The following is a 19588-nucleotide window of genomic DNA, read 5'->3' on the forward strand; positions in this document are numbered from 1 at the left end:
CAAGATACAATTAACTTGCAGATCTGTTTTATTTATATGGGCTTATCTGTATTTTCTGATATTGCACATTATGAAATATTATTCAATTAAGTCAGGTAGTATATGAATTTAGATGAAGTTTTAAATTATCGTCGCTCTGTACGGGTATATGATAAAGAAAAGGAAATAGATATAGAGAAAGTAAAGCATTGCCTGGAATTGGCAACTTTGGCTCCCAATAGTTCTGATATGCAACTATGGGAGTTTTATCACATCACACAGCCTGAATTGATGGCAAAGGTATCAAGAGCTTGTCTTGATCAAAAAGCAACTTCCACGGCTTCGCAGATTGTTGTTTTCGTCACACGTCGTGACTTGTATCGGAAGCGGGCGAAATTCGTTCTTGATTTTGAGACAGGAAATATACGGCGGAATAGTCCTATAGACAGGCAGGAGAAACGTATTAAAGACAGAAAACTGTACTATGGGATATTGATGCCGTTTGTTTATGCCCGTTTCTGCGGTATCTTAGGACTTTTCAGAGTACTACTTGCTAATATTATCAGCATTTTCCGCCCTATGATGCTCGAAGTATCTGAAGGTGATGTGCGTGTGGTGGTACATAAATCCTGTGCACTTGCTGCTCAGACATTTATGATTGCTATGGCGAACGAAGGATATGATACCTGCCCCTTGGAAGGCTTGGATAGCCGACGACTCAAAAGGTTGCTTAAGTTGCCTCATGGTGCTGAAATAAATATGGTAGTTTCTTGTGGAATCCGGAATGGAAATAAAGGAATTTGGGGAGAACGGTGCAGGGTACCGTTTGAGGAAGTTTATCGTAAGATTTGATGGCACGGACGCAGTAGTAAAAACGCCTAAATATATATATACTGAATGGGACTGCCGAGCAGGCTTTGCAGCAGATTGATGAAAAAGGCTATCTGATTCCTTATCAGACAGACGTGAAGTCGTGAAAGTAGGAGTGGAGTTCAGTGCGGAGAAAAGGAATATTGGACGATGGTTGCTTTAACCAGATAACAATTAATATTAAAGTGAATCCTATTAGATGATCAGATGTGCGGAGATATGCCAAGCATATCTCCGTTTTAATTGACATAATCCGCCGGAGTAAAGGGATGAATGATGCTTACCGACGTGATTTAATCGTTTTTTAATAAATGAAATTTATTTTTTCCTGATTATACAAATAGTACAAAAGAATCTTCTTGTTTGGTCTTGTTTTTTATATTCCGCAACATTTCATCCTTTGTGTCATAGTATTAGTCACCTTCGAAACATTTATTGTTTGTATCCGACATGGATGGAGTTTGGCTAGTCCCCAAATATACGGATATTTGTGAAGTGAGATTTCACTATCAAAAGTATTGGTCCTTTCGGACCGGCCGCCTGTGAAGGTAGCTCTATTGTTTGTTTTGTTTGTGTTTGGTGCATCTTTTTTCAAGCGAGAAAGAAGATGCACTATTTATATCTATCTACCCTGACTAGCGGATATTGAATGAAAATTTGCCTATGAAACAGATAAAGCATACATTTGAAGAAAAAAAAGAAGATGGGCGGGAAAGCATCAATGTGGAACTTATGGCACGGCTGTCACAAATGGAGTGAAGGCTGCCGCCACTGCTATGTATATCGTACGGATGGCAAATATGGAAAAGACAGTTCGGTGGTGACAAAGACGGAAAAGTTCGGTTTGCCTTTGCAGAAGAAAAAGAATGGAGAATATAAGATACCCTCGGGAAATCTGGTATATACCTGTTTTACCTCTGATTTTCTGATTGAAGATGCGGATGAATGGCGTGCCGAAGCATGGGAAATGATGCGGATACGGCAGGACCTTCATTTTATGTTTATAACTAAGCGGATAGAAAGGCTGCAACAGTGCCTGCCACCGGATTGGGGAGATGGATACGACAATGTGACGATTTGTTGCACAATGGAGAATCAGGACAGAGTCGATTATCGCTTACCTATTTATAAAGAAATCCCTATTAAACATAAAATTATTATCTGTGAACCCCTTCTTAGTCAGATTGATTTCAGGGGAGAACTGGAAGGATGGGTAGAGCAGGTAGTGGCAGGAGGAGAGTCTGGTAAGGAAGCCCGCGTTTGCAATTATGACTGGGTGTTGGACATTCGCCGTCAATGTGTGGAAGCTCATGTCGGTTTCTGGTTCAAGCAGACAGGAAGTTATCTGTTGAAAGATGGGCATGAGTATAAAGTCGCCCGACAGTTCCAGCACTCACAGGCAAGGAAAGCGGAACTGAATTATACTCCCGAAAAATAACGAAAGAACAAACAGGAATAAAGGAATGCGAAGGCTGTCGGATAGCTTTCGCATTCCTTTATTGAGTACAAAATATGGATAATCACGTCTCTCCTTAAAGAGATAGTGTGTAAATTTTAAAATTATCCATATTAAATGAAACAGATAAAGCTGTTATTTTTTTTAGCTTCCGCCTCCGTCACGGGAGCATTTGCGCAGAGCAATGGGCTGACGGATATGAGTCAGAGCCGTTATGCAAAGACGGCGAATACCGGAATAGATGCCGTACACTGGACGAATGGATTCTGGGGAGAGCGTTTTAATGTATTTAGCGGAACTTCCTTGCAGAGTATGTGGAATACATGGAACACGCCGGAAGTTTCTCATGGTTTCCGTAATTTTGAGATTGCTGCCGGTGTATGCAAGGGAGAACATTGGGGACCTCCGTTCCATGATGGAGATATGTACAAGTGGATGGAAGGAGTCGCTTCTGTGTATGCTGTCAATAAAGATCCGGAATTGGACAAGTTAATGGACAACTTTATTGCTTGTGTCGTAAAAGCCCAGCGTGCAGATGGTTATATACATACACCGGTTGTTATAGAAGAACTGAATAAGGGAATAGACAGCCATACGCTGGCTGATTCCCAACAACAGACAGTGATTGGTACGAAAGTAGGCTCTGAGGACGAAAAAGGTGCATTTGCCAATCGGTTGAATTTTGAAACGTATAACTTGGGACACCTGATGATGGCAGGTATCGTTCACCACCGTGCTACCGGAAAAACAACTCTTTTGGATGCTGCCGTGAAAGCTACGGATTTCCTTTGTCACTTCTATGAGACGGCTTCCGCCGAGTTGGCACGCAATGCAATTTGCCCTTCACACTATATGGGAGTGGTGGAGATGTATCGTGCTACAGGAAATCCCCGTTATCTAGAACTTTCAAAAAACCTGATTGACATTCGCGGTATGGTAGAAAGCGGCACGGACGATAATCAGGACCGTATCCCTTTCCGTGACCAATATCGTGCAATGGGACATGCCGTACGTGCCAATTACCTGTATGCAGGTGTGGCAGATGTGTATGCGGAGACAGGGGAACAACAACTGATGAAGAACCTGACTAGTATCTGGAACGATATTGTCACCCGAAAGATGTACGTGACCGGAGCTTGCGGTGCTTTGTATGACGGCACCTCACCGGATGGAACGTGCTATGAACCGGATAGCATTCAGAAAGTGCATCAGAGCTACGGTCGTCCGTATCAGTTGCCGAACAGTACGGCACATAACGAAACTTGTGCCAACATTGGTAATATGCTGTTCAACTGGCGCATGCTGGAAGTGACGGGAGATGCCAAGTATGCGGAGCTTGTGGAAACTTGCCTTTATAATAGTGTATTGAGTGGCATAAGCCTGGATGGAAAGAAGTATTTCTATACGAATCCTCTTCGTATCAGTGCCGATCTGCCTTATACACTCCGTTGGCCGAAAGAACGGACGGAATATATCAGTTGTTTCTGTTGTCCGCCCAATACATTGCGTACGCTTTGTCAGGCGCAGAATTATGCTTATACATTGAGTCCGGAAGGGATTTATTGCAACCTGTACGGTGCAAATACATTGACTACAAACTGGAAAGATAAGGGGGAACTTGCTTTGGTGCAGGAAACGGACTATCCTTGGGAAGGTAATATACGTGTAACGTTGGACAAAGTGCCCCGTAAAGCAGGTGCTTTCTCCCTCTTCTTCCGTATTCCCGAATGGTGTGGGAAGGCTGCGTTGATAGTGAACGGTCAACCGGTGTCCATGAATGCCAAGGCAAATACCTATGCGGAAGTGAACCGTACATGGAAGAAAGGAGATGTGGTAGAACTGGTCATGGATATGCCTGTTTGTCTGCTCGAAGCTCATCCGTTGGCAGAAGAAATCCGTAACCAGGTGGTAGTGAAACGTGGCCCGTTGGTTTACTGTCTGGAGAGTATGGACATTGCAAATGGAGAAAAGATCGATAACATCTTGATTCCTGCCGACATAAAGCTGACTCCGAAGAAAACGACGATTGAAGGCAGTTCGATAGTAGCCCTGGAAGGGAAAGCACGTCTGGCATCGTCTGAGTCTTGGGAAGGCGTGCTTTATCGTCCGGTTGCCCAAGCAGAGAAAACAGTGGATATTCGTCTGATTCCTTATTATGCATGGGGAAACAGAGGTAAAGGAGAGATGACAGTCTGGATGCCGCTTGCAAGATAACCCATTGTACAAAAGAAAAATGAAAAAGTTATTAGTAACAACTATATGCCTGTTGGGTGCACATCTGCTGTCAGCAGGCGAAATTTGGATTTCGCCGCAAGGGAATGATTTCAATGACGGCACACGTCCATCTCCGAAAGCGACGTTGACTTCTGCTTTGCGTCAGGCACGCGAATGGCGCCGGACAGATGATGAACGGGGGCGGGGAGGAATTACGATCTGCATGGAAGGCGGTACATATGCACTCTATGAACCGGTGTTTATTCGTCCGGAAGACAGCGGGACGGAGGATTCTCCCACGGTGATCCGTCCGGTAGCTGATGAAAAAGTGGTATTGAGTGGCGGCATCCGGATCGGTGGATGGAAGAAGCAGGGAAAACTTTGGGTAGCGGATGTGCCCATGTTCAACGGGCGGCCATTGGATTTCCGTCAGTTATGGGTGAATGGGAAGAAAGCTGTCCGTGCCCGTGATGTAGAGGATTTTGAGAAGATGAACCGCATTTGCAGTGTGGACGAAAAGAATGAGATTCTTTATGTTCCTGCGGTTGCCATACGCAGGCTGGTAGACGGAAAAGGGGCTTTGAAGGCTAAATATGCAGAGATGGTATTGCATCAAATGTGGTGTGTGACTAATCTTCGTATTCGTTCTGTCGAACTGGCTGGAGACAGTGCCGCAATACGTTTTCATCAGCCGGAGAGTCGGATTCAGTTTGAGCATCCCTGGCCGCGTCCGATGGTAACGACAGATGGGCATAATTCTGCTTTTTATCTGACGAATGCCCGTGAACTATTGGATGTAGCGGGAGAATGGTATCACGACATAGATGCCCGTAAGGTCTATTATTATCCTCGGGAAGGAGAGAAGATGCAGGATGCCGGCACGGAAGTGATAGTGCCGGCCATAGAGACATTGGTACAAGTAAAAGGGACCATTGACCGTCCTGTTTCACATATCCGTTTTGAGAAAATCACGTTCTCTCATACGACTTGGATGCGTCCGTCTGAGAAAGGCCATGTTCCTCTTCAGGCAGGAATGTATCTGACAGACGGTTATCGTATTGACCCGAAAATGGAACGGGACTATCTGAATCATGCTTTGGATAATCAAGGATGGCTGGGGCGTCCTGCCACGGCTGTAAGCGTGGCTGCTGCCAATCAGATCGACTTTGAGCGCTGCCGGTTCGAGCATTTAGGCTCAACCGGACTGGATTATGAAGAAGCCGTGCAGGGCGGTGTCGTTCGTGGCTGTCTTTTCCGTGATATTGCGGGGAACGGACTGGTGGTCGGCAGTTTCTCTCCGGCTGCCCATGAAACACATTTGCCTTACGACCCTGCCGACCTTCGGGAAGTATGCGCGCATCAACAAATCAGTAATTGCTACTTTACCGAAGTGGGTAATGAAGATTGGGGATGTCTAGCCATCACTGCGGGGTATGTGAAAGATATTAATATAGAACACAATGAAATCTGCGAAGTTCCTTATAGCGGCATCAGCCTTGGCTGGGGCTGGACGCAGACAGTGAACTGTATGCGTAACAACAGAGTGCACGCGAATCTGATTCATCACTATGCAAAGCATATGTACGACGTAGCCGGAATTTATACACTGGGCTCGCAGCCGAAAAGTTATGTAACTGAGAATTGCGTACATAGCATTTATAAGCCAGGTTATGTACACGATCCCAATCATTGGTTTTATCTCTATACGGATGAAGGCTCTTCTTTTATCACTGTACGCGATAACTGGACGGAAGGGGAGAAGTATCTGCAAAATGCGAACGGTCCCGGAAATGTATGGGAGAACAATGGTCCGCAGGTAGATACAGTCATTCGTGAACGTGCAGGGTTGGAAGCCGAATATAGGGACTTGAAGAAATAAGAAAAAATGAAAAAGAAATGCATGATACTTCTGGGTGCCTTGTCATTGGCAAGCAGCACCTTTGCCCAAACTTGGATATGGTATCCGGGGGACTATGAAATCTGGCTGGGCAACCAGATGAACAACCGACGTACGGAACGTGGTGCTTTTTTTCCTCCTTTTTGGAAAACGGACAGTCATTATGTAGTCGTAGAGTTCAGCAAGCAACTGAATCTTTCCGAACCGGAAGAAGTGTTTATTGCTGCCGAGGGAACATATAATGTGAAGCTGGACGGGAAACTTCAGTTCGGAATGCCTGAAACCTTGCTGCTTCCGGCAGGAAAACATAGTCTGAATATTAAAGTATGGAATCAGGCAACGCCTCCCACTATCTATGTGAAAGGAAAGACGGTAAACTCTGATTCGTCCTGGCGGGTAACTTATGAAGATAAGGAATGGATCGATGAAAGCGGTAAGGCTAGTGACACATCTGCCACCATCTATATGGATGCCGGATGCTGGAACTTTGACGGTGCCACTCAACGTCCTTCCCAATTCAGCCTGATGCGTGAACCTCAGCAACCTGTCGCTAAAACAGAACAATCGGAAGGAGGCATACTGTATGATTTTGGAAAAGAAACGTTCGGATTTATCACATTAAAGAATCTTTCGGGCAAGGGAAAGATTGACCTCTATTATGGTGAAAGTCCGGAAGAAGCGAAAGACAAAGCATATTGCGAAACATTGGATAAACTCCTGCTGGAGCCGGGACAGATCACTGATCTCGCTATCCGCAGCACATCTCCTTTGCATCATTCTGATAATGAATATACGCTAGAGAACAGCAAAGCATTCCGCTATGTATACATCACTCACGAACCGGAAGTACAAATTGGTGAAGTATCCATGCAATATGAATATCTTCCCGAAGAATATCGTGGTAACTTCCGTTGTAATGACGAGGAACTGAATCGTATCTGGGAAGTGGGAGCATACACAATGCATCTTACTACACGTGAGTTTTTTATAGACGGTATCAAGCGCGACCGTTGGGTATGGAGTGGCGATGCCATCCAGAGTTATCTGATGAATTACTATCTGTTCTTTGACAGTGAGTCCGTGAAGCGTACCATCTGGCTACTTCGTGGAAAAGATCCGGTGACCAGCCATAGCAACACCATTATGGATTACACTTTCTACTGGTTCTTAAGCGTATATGACTATTATATGTATAGCGGTGACCGGCATTTCGTCAACCAGCTATATCCACGTATGCAAACAATGATGGATTATGTATTGGGACGTACGAATAAGAATGGTATGGTGGAAGGAATGTCCGGCGACTGGGTATTTGTGGACTGGGCGGATGGCTATTTAGACAAAAAGGGAGAACTTTCTTTCGAACAGGTTTTGTTTTGCCGGAGTCTGGAGACGATGGCACTTTGCGCAGATTTAGTCGGAGATAAGGACGGACAACAAAAATATGAGAAGTTAGCTTCTGCATTGAAAGCAAAATTAGAGCCGGCTTTCTGGAATAATCAGAAACAGGCATTTGTGCACAACTGTGTGGACGGACGTCAGAGTGATGCCGTAACCCGATACGCTAATATGTTCTCTGTTTTCTTTGATTATCTGAATGCGGATAAGCAGCAGGCCATTAAACAGTCCGTTCTCCTGAATGATGAGATTCTGAAAATAACAACGCCTTATATGCGTTTTTACGAACTGGAAGCCCTTTGTGCTCTTGGTGAGCAGGAGACTGTAATGAAAGAAATGAAAGCTTACTGGGGTGGAATGCTGAAAGAAGGAGCAACCTCTTTTTGGGAGAAATATAATCCGGAGGAAAGCGGAACACAGCATCTTGCCATGTATGGTCGCCCATACGGGAAGAGCTTGTGCCACGCTTGGGGAGCAAGCCCTATTTATCTGCTGGGTAAATACTATCTGGGAGTCAAACCAACGAAAGAGGGCTATAAAGAGTTTGCTGTCAGTCCAGTATTGGGAGGCTTGAAATGGATGGAAGGCACCGTACCTACCCCGAACGGAGACATTCATGTCTACATGGATAATAAAACCATTAAAGTGAAAGCCACGGAAGGAAAAGGTTATCTGACCATCCAGAGTCGCCGTCAGCCAAAAGCCAATATGGGAACAGTGGAGAAGGTTTCGGAAGGTGTATGGCGCCTTTGGATTGATTCTCCGGAAGAAAGGATTGTTACCTATCGTATGTAGTCAGAGATTAGGATTGAAATAAGACCTCCGGTTGTCGTAGCTATTTCCGCAGGCATATTGTTCTGACAAGTAAATAAGGCGGCACGAATTAATCCAGCGGAGATTATAAAGACGAAATAAATCTGAATGGAAGAAAATCAGATGTATAAAAGAAGCATCGAGGACTTGACAAACCGCTTTTAATGTTGTATCTTTGTAAGTGAAAACCGGAAGTAAATTCGATAACATTGATAATATAGACGAAAAATGAGCAATAATAAGTATAATATAATAACAGTTTGCAGGCATTCCTACTCCGGGTAATGCTTGTTAGATAGTCTGACACAAGCTAAGGGCTGCGATTCTTTATGGGAATTGCGGCCCTTTTTGTTGCTTAAAATGGATATTCCTTGCAGCAAGATCGAAATTAGAGTTTATAATAAACTTGGAGGACGTTTATAATAAACGATGAAAGAATTTATTAATAAATGACTGGAAGTTACTGTATCATTAGTCAATGTATTTCGTATAGATGTTGGTGCTGATTTTGAAAAGTTCTTTATCTTCTAAGTAAATCGGTAAATTATTGATACACTATTCTCTTTCTCTTTTTTTGTCATTAAACTGAATACCTTACGATGAATGCTTTCTTAAATTTATGTGATACAACACGTGTTTATGTAACAGATGCTCAGCAGGAACAAGCGGATGACCAAATTCTCTAACCCGTTCCATCCCTATTTTCTGCATCACCCGTTCCGAGCGTTGGTTGGGGAGAGAAGTAAACGAGAACAATTCTTTGATATCTAAACTCTCACGAGCATACTCCAAACAAGCGGTTGCTGCTTCCGGAGCATAACCATGTCCCCAATATTCGTGCGCCAATCGCCAGCCGATTTCTATACCCGGAGCAAAATCAACGTCAAATGTGATCTGATGCAGTCCGGTATATCCCATAAAAGCATGATCCTCTTTACGCTCTACAGCATACAAGCCAAAGCCACAGGTCTGAAACTCATTTTGGATACGGTGATAAAAAGCAAGCGATTCTTCCGGAGTCAGCGGATGGAGAAAAAACTCCATAACATGAGGGTCGGCGTTCATGCGGGCAAAAGCCGGAATATCTTCTTCTTTCCAATCGCGGAGAATTAAACGGGATGTTTCTATGTAAGTCTGCATAATAATGGTAATAAATGAGGTGCAAAGATACACCTTTTTTTATTCATTTGTATGGTAAGGAAGTGTAAACCAAAAGCAGGAGCCTGCTCCTTCAGTTGAATCTACCCCGATTTCTCCTTCCATCTGTGTTATGATGCTTTTACAGATAGAAAGTCCCAGACCTGTTCCCTGGGCAAAATTGTTCAGTTTTACAAAACGTTCGAATACGCTGTTTATCTTATTGGCAGGGATACCAACGCCTGTATCGCGCACGTAGAACTTTATTTTCTGAGAAGATATCTGTTCGTATCCCAAAGCGATAGTCCCCTCATGGGTGAACTTTAGCGCATTATTTATAAAGTTAGTGATTACCTGCATGAACCGGTTCTTATCTGTATAGATATGACATTCGGGGATTTGCTTTTCAAAAAGGAGCTTGATATCTCCTTTCACTTTCATACCAGTGGACTTGATAATTTCAGAGCAGACCTCATTTACATCCAAGTCCGCATATACAAAGTTGAATGTTCCTGTCTCTATCTTCGCAAGATCGAGAATATCGGATATCAGTCGCAAGAGAAGGTCATTATTATCCTGTACAATCTTGATATAGTCCTGACATTCTTCCTTGCTTTCGGTTTCTGCCAACAGACTGGAAAAGCCGACAATCGCATTAAGCGGAGTACGGATTTCGTGACTCATATTAGCCAAGAAAGCAGATTTCAGACGATCCAGTTCTTCCGCTTTATCACGGGCGATAATTAATTTCTGTTCAGTCTCTTTCAGAGTGGTAATATCATAATTGATACACAGCATTTCGATAATGCCTTCCTCCGGATGATAATCTCTGACCATAACATTGATATTGGTCCATGTATATTTCCCGTTCTCTCTGCAGACACGGACTTCTTTCCGCAAACTGGTAGCTTTTCCTTCTTTGACTCCGCGGACAAAGTTCTTCAGAACCGCCTGATCTTCAGGATGTACATGTGAGTATACTCCAATTACTTCAGTCATGGGAGTCCCTTCTTTTTCACCTAAATTCCGATACCATGTATCTTGGGCATAGCCATCCCTGGTCAGTACATTGAAGTGTGCAAACCCCACATTGGCATAATCGCCGATCAGGAGAAACAGATTCTCAAATTCTTGTATCTTGGTGTATGCATTGGTGGTTTCCGTTGTATCTATATTGATAAACAGATAGTTGATGAACTGATTCTGAGAGTCATAAAGTGTCGTCACTTTCGTAGTGAGGTTAATGACTCCTTTCCGTTGAGTTTCTATATATTTATTTACTTTGGAGAAATCATAATTGATTGAAAAGTCTACATCATTCCGCGCCCTTAACTTCTCTTTTATTTCTTGCGGAATATTGGGATTGTCGAACAGATTGATCCCCAAGACCTCATTTTTATCGGTTAAGCCGAATATTTGTAGTTCTTTATCATTGATATCAATCAGATAACCGTCTTTATCGTAAAGTTCGATACCAGCCGGTAGATTCTTATAGATATTACGGAGAATCTTTTCTCTATGATCGAGTGCCAGCCGGTCTTCCTTCGCTTGAAGTTCAGACTTGCGCAGTTCTATGCATATACTGATAATATTTGCCAATGAAGAAAACCACTGAAGATCTACATTACTCCAACTGCGATAAGCCTTCACCATATCAATGCCCATATATCCCCATATTTTGTCTTTGGATATGAGCGGAACTGCCATTAGTGACTTAATATTCTGTGATTCAAGTAGCTTGCGGTATTCCTGAGCCTCTTGGGGCATATCGTCCAAAGTATTCAGAATAATGGACTTCCTGTTTGAAATCTGCCTGTTCCACCAAAAAGATTCATCCCAAAGTATATCCTGCAGATTATCCCGCTCTTCGGATACCCCTTCCGCTGTAGCTTCATACATACAATTCTGAATCTTTTTCTTTCTGTCTATTTCAACGATATAGGTACGGTCTCCTCCGAACTGTTTAAGAAGGTCACTTAATATTTGATTGATTATCTCCGCGATATTATCGGATTGTAGAAAAGCGAGCAACGAATAGGAGATGCTGTTTTGCTGATAAAGCAGACTGTTTACATGAAAGAAGTCGATGTTTCCGCATCTGTTTTCCGCAGGTTTGTCCACATATTGCAGATAACCGAATATGTCTCTGTATCCTTCCTTATCAGGTTTTCTGAAACTAATCTTGGAATATACCCATATTTCCCCGTTTTTAGCTTGGATAGGGAACATTTGCTCATAAGTTTCAAGATTTGAATGAGAGATAAATTCGTTTCTAAGACGCATACGATGGTCTTCGCGTATCCTGTGGTGAAACTCTTTAAAGCTAATTCGATGGCTTTCAAGTCCTAACAAATCAACGATAAAATCAGAGCAAATATACTGTTGATTTTTTACATCTGATTCCCACCATCCCATTTTCGCCATTTGAGTAATTTGTTGAAATCGTTCACAGTCCAAATTCAATTGCCCTTCCATATTGTTTGCTCTTGTTTTCTTTTTTAATTATAGAATACTGTCCGGCAAATATAGATATTTTTTTAAAGAATAAAGGAGATTACAGATGTTTTGGATGAATAATGTGGTAATATGGTATCAAAAAGTGGAAGAGTGGATAAATGAGTACAAATAAGGGCTTACTTCGTCTTTCTTTTATAAAAGGACGAAATTATACATTTTATAATATACATCAGAAGAATGAAAAATACCAAATTGTTCATGTTTGCGGCATGCACCCTTTTATTAGCTGCGTGTGGTAAGCAAACCGTGAAAATAATGACTCCGCCGGATGCGTCAAACCGCGTTCTGTTCAGTGCGGAACAGTTACAGACTACCTTGGATAAAGCCGGTTATCAGGTAATGATGCAACAAGGGGATACCACATTCTCCGATCCTGAAATAAAGACGATTCTGCTGACGGAAGTGAATGATACGACACTTAAGAAAGAAGGCTTTCATATTACGACTACCGGCAATCTGACAAGAGTAAGCGGCAGAGACGGAAGCGGAGTAATCTACGGGTGTCGCGAACTGATAGACCGTGTGAACGACTCAGAGGGCAAACTAAACTTTCCGGAAGAGTTGAAAGACGGTCCGGAAATGGTGCTCCGCGGCGCTTGTGTCGGTTTGCAGAAGATGACTTACCTGCCGGGACACGGTGTGTATGAGTATCCGTATACTCCGGAAAGTTTCCCTTGGTTTTATGATAAGGAACAATGGATTAAATACCTTGATATGCTGGTAGCCAACCGTATGAATTCCCTGTATCTGTGGAATGGTCATCCGTTTGCATCGTTAGTCAAACTGGAAGATTATCCGTTTGCGCTGGAAGTAGATGAAGAGACGTTCAAGAAGAATGAAGAGATGTTTTCTTTCCTTACGGAAGAAGCGGACAAACGTGGTATCTTCGTGATACAGATGTTCTACAATATCATCCTTTCCAAACCATTTGCAGAGCATTATGGACTGAAAACGCAGGACCGTAACCGTCCCATTACTCCTCTGATTGCAGACTATACCCGTAAAAGTATTGCTGCATTTATAGAGAAATATCCGAATGTGGGACTGCTGGTTTGCCTGGGAGAAGCCATGTGTACGGTAGAAGATGATGTGGAATGGTTCACAAAGACCATCATTCCGGGTGTTAAAGACGGATTACAGGCATTGGGACGTACCGACGAACCGCCTCTTTTGCTGCGCGCACACGATACGGACTGCAAACTGGTAATGGATGCGGCATTGCCGATATATAAGAATCTTTATACGATGCATAAGTATAATGGTGAATCACTGACAACTTACGAGCCTCGTGGCCCCTGGTCGAAGATTCATACGGATTTGAGCTCTTTAGGATCTATTCATATCAGTAATGTACATATCCTGGCAAATCTGGAACCATTCCGTTGGGGCTCTCCGGACTTTGTACAGAAGGCGGTACAAGCGATGCACAACGTGCACGGTGCCAATGCACTGCATCTTTATCCGCAGGCTTCGTACTGGGATTGGCCGTATACAGCCGACAAACTGCCAAATGGCGAACGGGAATTTCAACTGGACCGCGACTGGATCTGGTATCAGACCTGGGGACGTTATGCATGGAACAGCCATCGGGATCGTGCTGACGAGATCGGTTACTGGAATCATCAACTGGGACAGTTCTACGGAACATCCGACGAGAATGCAGGCAATATTCGCATTGCTTATGAAGAAAGCGGAGAAATTGCTCCGAAGTTATTACGCCGTTTTGGTATCACAGAAGGAAACCGTCAGACGTTATTGTTGGGTATGTTTATGAGCCAGCTTGTCAATCCGTACAAATATACCATCTATCCGGGATTCTATGAAAGCTGCGGACCGGAAGGCGAGAAACTGATCGAATTTGTAGAGAAAGAATGGAAGAATCAGCCTCATGTAGGTGAGATGCCGCTGGATATTGTTGCTCAGGTGATTGAACACGGTGATAAGGCAATAGCAGCGATTGACAAGGCAGCCGGTTCCATCTCCTCCAACAAAGAAGAATTCGCACGTTTGCAGAATGATATGCATTGTTACCGTGAGTTTGCCTATGCGTTTAATCTGAAAGTGAAAGCTGCGAAACTGGTATTGGACTATCAGTGGGGAAAAGACATGAAGAATCTGGAAGAAGCCATCCCTCTGATGGAACAAAGTCTGGAACATTACCGCAAACTGGTGGAACTGACAGACGAGCATTATTTATATGCCAACAGTATGCAGACTGCCCAACGCCGTATTCCTATCGGCGGAGACGATGGTCATAATAAGACATGGAAAGAACTGCTGGTACACTACGAAAAAGAATTGGAGAACTTCAAGGCGAACCTTGCCATGCTGAAAGAAAAGCAAAATGGCAATGCCGTGACTGAAACGGTAGAGATCGCTGCCTGGGCTCCTGCGGATGTGAACTTAATATCGAATTATCCGACAGTAAAACTGAATGAAGGAACTTCCTTGTTCACAGATCTTCCGGGCAAAATAGAAGCAATAGCTCCTGAACTGAAGGGAATGAAGGCATTCCGCTTTAATGGAAATGAACAACGGGAAAAAGGAACAAGCATTACTTTTGAAACAAATGCTCCGGTCAAACTATTAGTAGCCTACTTTAAAGACGACCAGAAGAAGTATGCCAAAGCTCCGAAACTGGAGATTGATGCATCTGCCAACGATTACGGTCAGGCGGAACCTGTACTGACCAATGCAATCCATATCAATGGAATGCCATTAGCAAATGTACACGCATATAGCTTTCCGGCAGGAAAACATACGTTGATGTTGCCCAAAGGCTACCTTCAGGTTCTTGGATTTACGGCTGCGGATATGAAAACTCGTAATGCCGGACTTGCCGGAGACGAAGAAACGATGGACTGGTTGTTTTACTAATGAACGATTGCTGTAAGCCGCTATTTAGTTTCAAGGCTTGAAACTATTGGTTTCTCTCTTTGAAACTATTAGTTTCATGCCTTGAAACCATTTGTTCCAAAGCTTGAAACAAATAGCGGCAACTCAACAAAAAGATGATAGACAGAAGTATAATGAAGAAGTTATTACTGACATTTTTAAGTATAGCTGCCGTATGCTGCTCACTGTATGCCCAACGTGAAGTCACGCAGGAACGGATGGAGCAGATTTATGAAGAGGTAAAGACGCCTTATAAGTACGGACTTGCTGTTGCCCCGACCGACAATTATCATAAGATTGATTGTCCTACTGTCTTTCGTCAGGGAGACAAGTGGCTGATGACTTATGTCGTTTATAATGGTAAAACCGGAACGGATGGTCGTGGATACGAAACCTGGATTGCAGAAAGTGATAATCTGCTTGATTGGCGTACCTTAGGACGTATACTTTCTTATCGGGACGGTAAATGGGATTGTAATCAGCGTGGAGGATTCCCTGCGCTGCCGGATATGGAGTGGGGTGGAAGCTACGAACTTCAGACCTACAAAGGCCGCCACTGGATGACTTATATCGGTGGAGAAGGTACAGGTTATGAAGCTGTAAAAGCACCACTCTTTGTCGGACTGGCATCTACCAAAGGAGATATTTCCACCGCTCATGAATGGGAATCTCTGGACAAGCCAATTCTGAGCATCCATGATAAAGATGCCCAGTGGTGGGAAAAGTTGACTCAATATAAAAGTACCGTTTACTGGGATAAAGACAAAACACTGGGTGCCCCGTTTGTGATGTTTTACAATGCGGGAGGACGTCATCCGGAAACTGATTTAAAGGGTGAACGGGTAGGAATCGCACTTTCCAAGGATATGAAAACCTGGAAACGTTATCCCGGTAATCCGGTCTTTGCACACGAAGCGGACGGAACAATCACCGGTGATGCTCATATTCAAAAGATGGGTGACGTGTACGTGATGTTTTATTTCTCAGCTTTTGAACCGTCACGCAAGTATAAAGCCTTTAATACGTTTGCTGCTAGTTATGATCTCGTCAACTGGACAGACTGGCATGGAACTGATTTGATTATTCCTTCTAAGAATTACGATGAATTATTTGCACATAAAAGCTATGTGATCAAACACGACGGAGTAGTTTATCATTTTTATTGCGCGGTGAACAATGCCGAACAGCGTGGTATTGCTGTTGCTACAAGTAAGCCGATGGGACGCTCTGCCGTTCGCTTCCCGAAGCCGGAAACGAAGAATCGCCGGATGATCACTGAACTGAATGAAGGCTGGAAAACTTGGTTAATTGACAATTCACAATTGACAATTGACAATTCAAAAAGCAATCATCAATCCCCGATTATTAATTGTCAAATACCTCATAATTGGGATGACTATTACGGTTATCGCCAACTGACTCATGGCAACCTGCACGGAACAGCCATGTATGTGAAAGACTTCTCCCTCGATAATTGTCCATTGTCAACTGTCAATTCTCAATTAAAAAAACGTTATTTCCTCCGTTTTGAGGGGGTAGGTACGTATGCTACTATTAAAGTGAACGGACATGATTTCGGACGTTATCCGGTAGGACGTACCACGTTGACGCTGGATGTGACCGATGCATTGAAACAAGGAACGAATCGTCTGGAAGTAAAAGCAGAGCATCCGGAAATGATAGCCGATATGCCGTGGGTATGTGGTGGCTGTTCGTCGGAGTGGGGATTCAGTGAGGGATCTCAGCCGTTAGGTATATTCCGTCCGGTGGTGCTGGAGGCCACAGATGAGATCCGTATTGAACCTTTCGGAGTACACATCTGGAATGACGAAAAGGCGGCTAATGTCTTTGTCGAGACAGAAGTAAAGAACTATGGTAAGACCACAGAGACAATAGAAGTAGTCAATAAGTTGAGTAATGCGGACGGTAAACAAGTGTTCCGTCTAGTAGAGAAAGTAACATTGGCACCGGGAGAGATGAAGGTGATTCGTCAACAGTCTCCTGTAGAGAATCCTGTTTTATGGGATACGGAGAATCCCTATCTTTATAAATTGGCAAGTATGATTAAACGTGATACCAAAACAACGGACGAGATCTCTACGCCTTTCGGTATCCGTACAATCAGTTGGCCGGTAAAGAGAAATGACGAAGATGGGCGTTTCTATCTGAATGGAAAGCCTGTCTTTATCAATGGTGTATGCGAGTATGAGCATCAGTTCGGGCAAAGTCATGCCTTCAGTCGGGAGCAGGTAGCTGCGAGAGTGAAACAAATACGTGCGGCAGGCTTCAACGCCTTCCGTGATGCTCATCAGCCCCATCATCTCGATTATCAGAAATATTGGGATGAAGAAGGCGTCTTGTTTTGGACACAACTTTCTGCCCATGTATGGTATGACACACCGGAGTTTCGAGAGAACTTTAAAAAACTGCTTCGTCAATGGGTGAAGGAACGACGTAATTCTCCGTCAGTAGTGATATGGGGATTGCAGAATGAAAGTACATTGCCTCGTGAATTTGCACAGGAATGCAGTGAAATCATTCGCGAAATGGACCCGACAGCACGTACGATGCGTATCATCACCACCTGTAACGGCGGTGAAGGAACTGACTGGAATGTAATTCAGAATTGGAGCGGCACGTATGGAGGAGACGTTACGAAATACGGAAAGGAACTTTCGCAGAAGAACCAGTTGCTGAATGGAGAATATGGTGCATGGAGAAGTATTGATCTGCATACGGAACCCGGCGAATTTGAAGTGAATGGAGTATGGAGCGAAAGTCGTATGTGCCAGTTGATGGAAACAAAGATTCGTTTGGCGGAACAGGCCAAAGACAGTGTTTGCGGACAGTTCCAATGGATTTTCAGCAGCCACGACAATCCCGGACGTCGCCAGCCGGATGAAGCATTCCGGAAAATAGATAAAGTAGGTCCGTTCAACTATAAAGGACTGGTGACTCCGTGGGAAGAACCACTGGATGTATATTATATGTATCGTGCCAACTATGTGCCGGCGGCAAAGGACCCGATGGTATATCTGGTATCACATACCTGGACGGATCGTTTCGAGAAAGGACGTCGTCGGGCTACTATCGAGGCTTACAGCAATTGTGATTCCGTATTGCTTTATAACGACATGGTCAATGACAAAGTGGCTTATCTGGGACGCAAAAAGAATAATGGAACAGGCACCCACTTCATGTGGGAGAATCGGGATATTCGTTATAATGTACTTCGTGCTGTAGGATATTATAAAGGGAAACCGGTCGCCGAGGACATAATTGTACTCAACGGACTGGAGCAAGCTCCCCACTTTGACGTATTATATCAGAATACGAAACCTGTATTGAAAGGGAAAGACGGATATAATTACTTGTACCGTATTAACTGTGGAGGAGACGACTATACAGATAGTTTCGGTCAGTTATGGATGCAGGATAATACCCATTATTCCCGTTCATGGGCAGCGAACTTTAAAGAATTGAATCCATACCTTGCCAGTCAGCGTACGACGAATGATCCGATTCGGGGAAGCCGTGACTGGAAGTTGTTCCAGCATTTCCGTTTTGGACGTCATCAATTGGAGTACAATTTCCCGGTAGCTGACGGAACATATCGGATTGAACTCTATTTCACAGAGCCTTGGCATGGGACGGGAGGCAGTGCTTCCACCGACTGTGAGGGGTTGCGCATCTTCGATGTGGCAGTGAATGACTCGGTAGTATTGGATGATCTTGATATTTGGGCAGAGAGTGGTCACGACGGAGTATGTAAGAAGGTGGTTTACGCTACAGTAAAAGGTGGAGTATTGAAGATTCATTTCCCGGAAGTGAAAGCAGGACAGGCTCTGATTTCAGGTATTGCCATTGCTTCTGTTGAAGCAAATCTGCAACCGACTTTATTCCCCGCATCCGACTGGAATTGGGAGAAGGCCGGCAAAGAAGTCATGGAAAAAACTCCGAAAGAGTTGCTTCCCGAAGACAAGAATGCCCGTATCAGTGTAGCGTATGAAGCTGAAGCGGCAACCCTGAAAGGCAAATTCCGTAAAAAAGAACATCGTAAGCAAACGGGAGTATTCTTTGAGAAAGGAAAAGGTAACAGTATTGAATGGAATGTCTCTACCGGACTGGCACAGGTTTATGCCCTTCGCTTTAAATATATGAATACTACCGGAAAACCAATGCCTGTTTTAATGAAGTTCATCGATTCAAAGGGAGTAGTGCTCAAAGAAGACATTCTGACCTTCCCGGAGACACCGGACAAATGGAAAATGATGAGTACCACCACCGGAACTTTTATCAACGCCGGACATTATAAAGTATTACTCTCAGCAGAAAATATGGAAGGTCTGGCTTTTGATGCCTTGGATATTCAATAATTCTGTTAGCAGACTGAACTTTTGCAATAGTAGTAA

At 43.8% G+C, this 19588-nt stretch carries 8 protein-coding genes and 2 pseudogenes; 8 read left to right on the plus strand and 2 right to left on the minus strand.

Annotation, left to right across the window (positions count from 1 at the left end):
• Nucleotides 1–102 precede the first annotated feature (102 nt).
• The 6 genes and pseudogenes from DW640_RS07040 (at nt 103) to DW640_RS07065 (ending at nt 8609) form a co-directional block, all read left to right on the plus strand.
• Nucleotides 103–831 (plus strand): nitroreductase family protein, encoded by a 729-nt coding sequence (locus tag DW640_RS07040; protein WP_074855745.1) that lies wholly within the window; start codon nt 103–105, stop codon nt 829–831.
• 7 nt (nt 832–838) lie between these two features.
• Nucleotides 839–1012, plus strand: a pseudogene (locus DW640_RS23690) (PD-(D/E)XK nuclease domain-containing protein); the annotation flags it as partial.
• Between the two features lie 540 nt (nt 1013–1552).
• Nucleotides 1553–2287: a DUF5131 family protein gene (locus tag DW640_RS07050; RefSeq protein ID WP_074855743.1), complete on the plus strand. Its 735-nt coding sequence runs from the start codon at nt 1553–1555 to the stop codon at nt 2285–2287.
• A 135-nt stretch (nt 2288–2422) separates the two neighbouring features.
• A complete protein-coding gene (locus DW640_RS07055; RefSeq protein WP_117577699.1) occupies nt 2423–4519 on the plus strand; it encodes a glycoside hydrolase family 127 protein in 2097 nt (698 codons plus the stop codon).
• Between the two features lie 19 nt (nt 4520–4538).
• On the plus strand, nt 4539–6398 hold the full coding sequence (locus DW640_RS07060) for a right-handed parallel beta-helix repeat-containing protein (RefSeq protein WP_072067380.1): 1860 nt from the start codon (nt 4539–4541) through the stop codon (nt 6396–6398).
• Nucleotides 6399–6404: 6 nt separating this feature from the next.
• Nucleotides 6405–8609: an alpha-L-rhamnosidase C-terminal domain-containing protein gene (locus DW640_RS07065; protein WP_165360443.1), complete on the plus strand. Its 2205-nt coding sequence runs from the start codon at nt 6405–6407 to the stop codon at nt 8607–8609.
• A gap of 612 nt (nt 8610–9221) precedes the next feature.
• On the opposite strand, the gene DW640_RS07080 is transcribed toward DW640_RS07065, so the two are convergent.
• Together DW640_RS07080 and DW640_RS07085 are read right to left on the minus strand one after the other, a co-directional pair.
• Entirely contained in the window at nt 9222–9767 is a 546-nt protein-coding gene (locus DW640_RS07080; protein WP_055298506.1) for a GNAT family N-acetyltransferase, read from the minus strand.
• 39 nt (nt 9768–9806) lie between these two features.
• Entirely contained in the window at nt 9807–12239 is a 2433-nt protein-coding gene (locus tag DW640_RS07085; protein ID WP_117577701.1) for an ATP-binding protein, read from the minus strand.
• A 450-nt stretch (nt 12240–12689) separates the two neighbouring features.
• Between DW640_RS07085 and DW640_RS07090 the strand changes: the two are divergent.
• Together DW640_RS07090 and DW640_RS07095 are read left to right on the plus strand one after the other, a co-directional pair.
• Nucleotides 12690–15158, plus strand: a pseudogene (locus DW640_RS07090) (hypothetical protein); the annotation flags it as partial.
• Nucleotides 15159–15310: 152 nt separating this feature from the next.
• The gene (locus DW640_RS07095; protein ID WP_187323684.1) at nt 15311–19552 is read left to right on the plus strand and encodes a malectin domain-containing carbohydrate-binding protein; all 4242 of its coding nucleotides are present in this window, start codon (nt 15311–15313) and stop codon (nt 19550–19552) included.
• Nucleotides 19553–19588 lie beyond the last annotated feature (36 nt).

Origin of the sequence: Bacteroides sp. AM23-12 (assembly GCF_003434395.1) — a bacterium.
In the GTDB taxonomy this organism is placed as follows: Bacteria; Bacteroidota; Bacteroidia; order Bacteroidales; family Bacteroidaceae; genus Bacteroides; species Bacteroides thetaiotaomicron.

What these genes read in the sequence shown, in the direction of transcription:
- DW640_RS07055 (WP_117577699.1), top strand. Translation starts at nt 2,423, where the DNA reads ATGAAACAGATAAAGCTGTTATTTTTTTTAGCTTCCGCCTCCGTCACG.
- DW640_RS07065 (WP_165360443.1), top strand. Translation starts at nt 6,405, where the DNA reads ATGAAAAAGAAATGCATGATACTTCTGGGTGCCTTGTCATTGGCAAGC.
- DW640_RS07050 (WP_074855743.1), top strand. Translation starts at nt 1,553, where the DNA reads ATGGGCGGGAAAGCATCAATGTGGAACTTATGGCACGGCTGTCACAAA.
- DW640_RS07085 (WP_117577701.1), bottom strand. Translation starts at nt 12,239, where the DNA reads ATGGAAGGGCAATTGAATTTGGACTGTGAACGATTTCAACAAATTACT.
- DW640_RS07060 (WP_072067380.1), top strand. Translation starts at nt 4,539, where the DNA reads ATGAAAAAGTTATTAGTAACAACTATATGCCTGTTGGGTGCACATCTG.
- DW640_RS07080 (WP_055298506.1), bottom strand. Translation starts at nt 9,767, where the DNA reads ATGCAGACTTACATAGAAACATCCCGTTTAATTCTCCGCGATTGGAAA.
- DW640_RS07095 (WP_187323684.1), top strand. Translation starts at nt 15,311, where the DNA reads ATGAAGAAGTTATTACTGACATTTTTAAGTATAGCTGCCGTATGCTGC.
- DW640_RS07040 (WP_074855745.1), top strand. Translation starts at nt 103, where the DNA reads ATGAATTTAGATGAAGTTTTAAATTATCGTCGCTCTGTACGGGTATAT.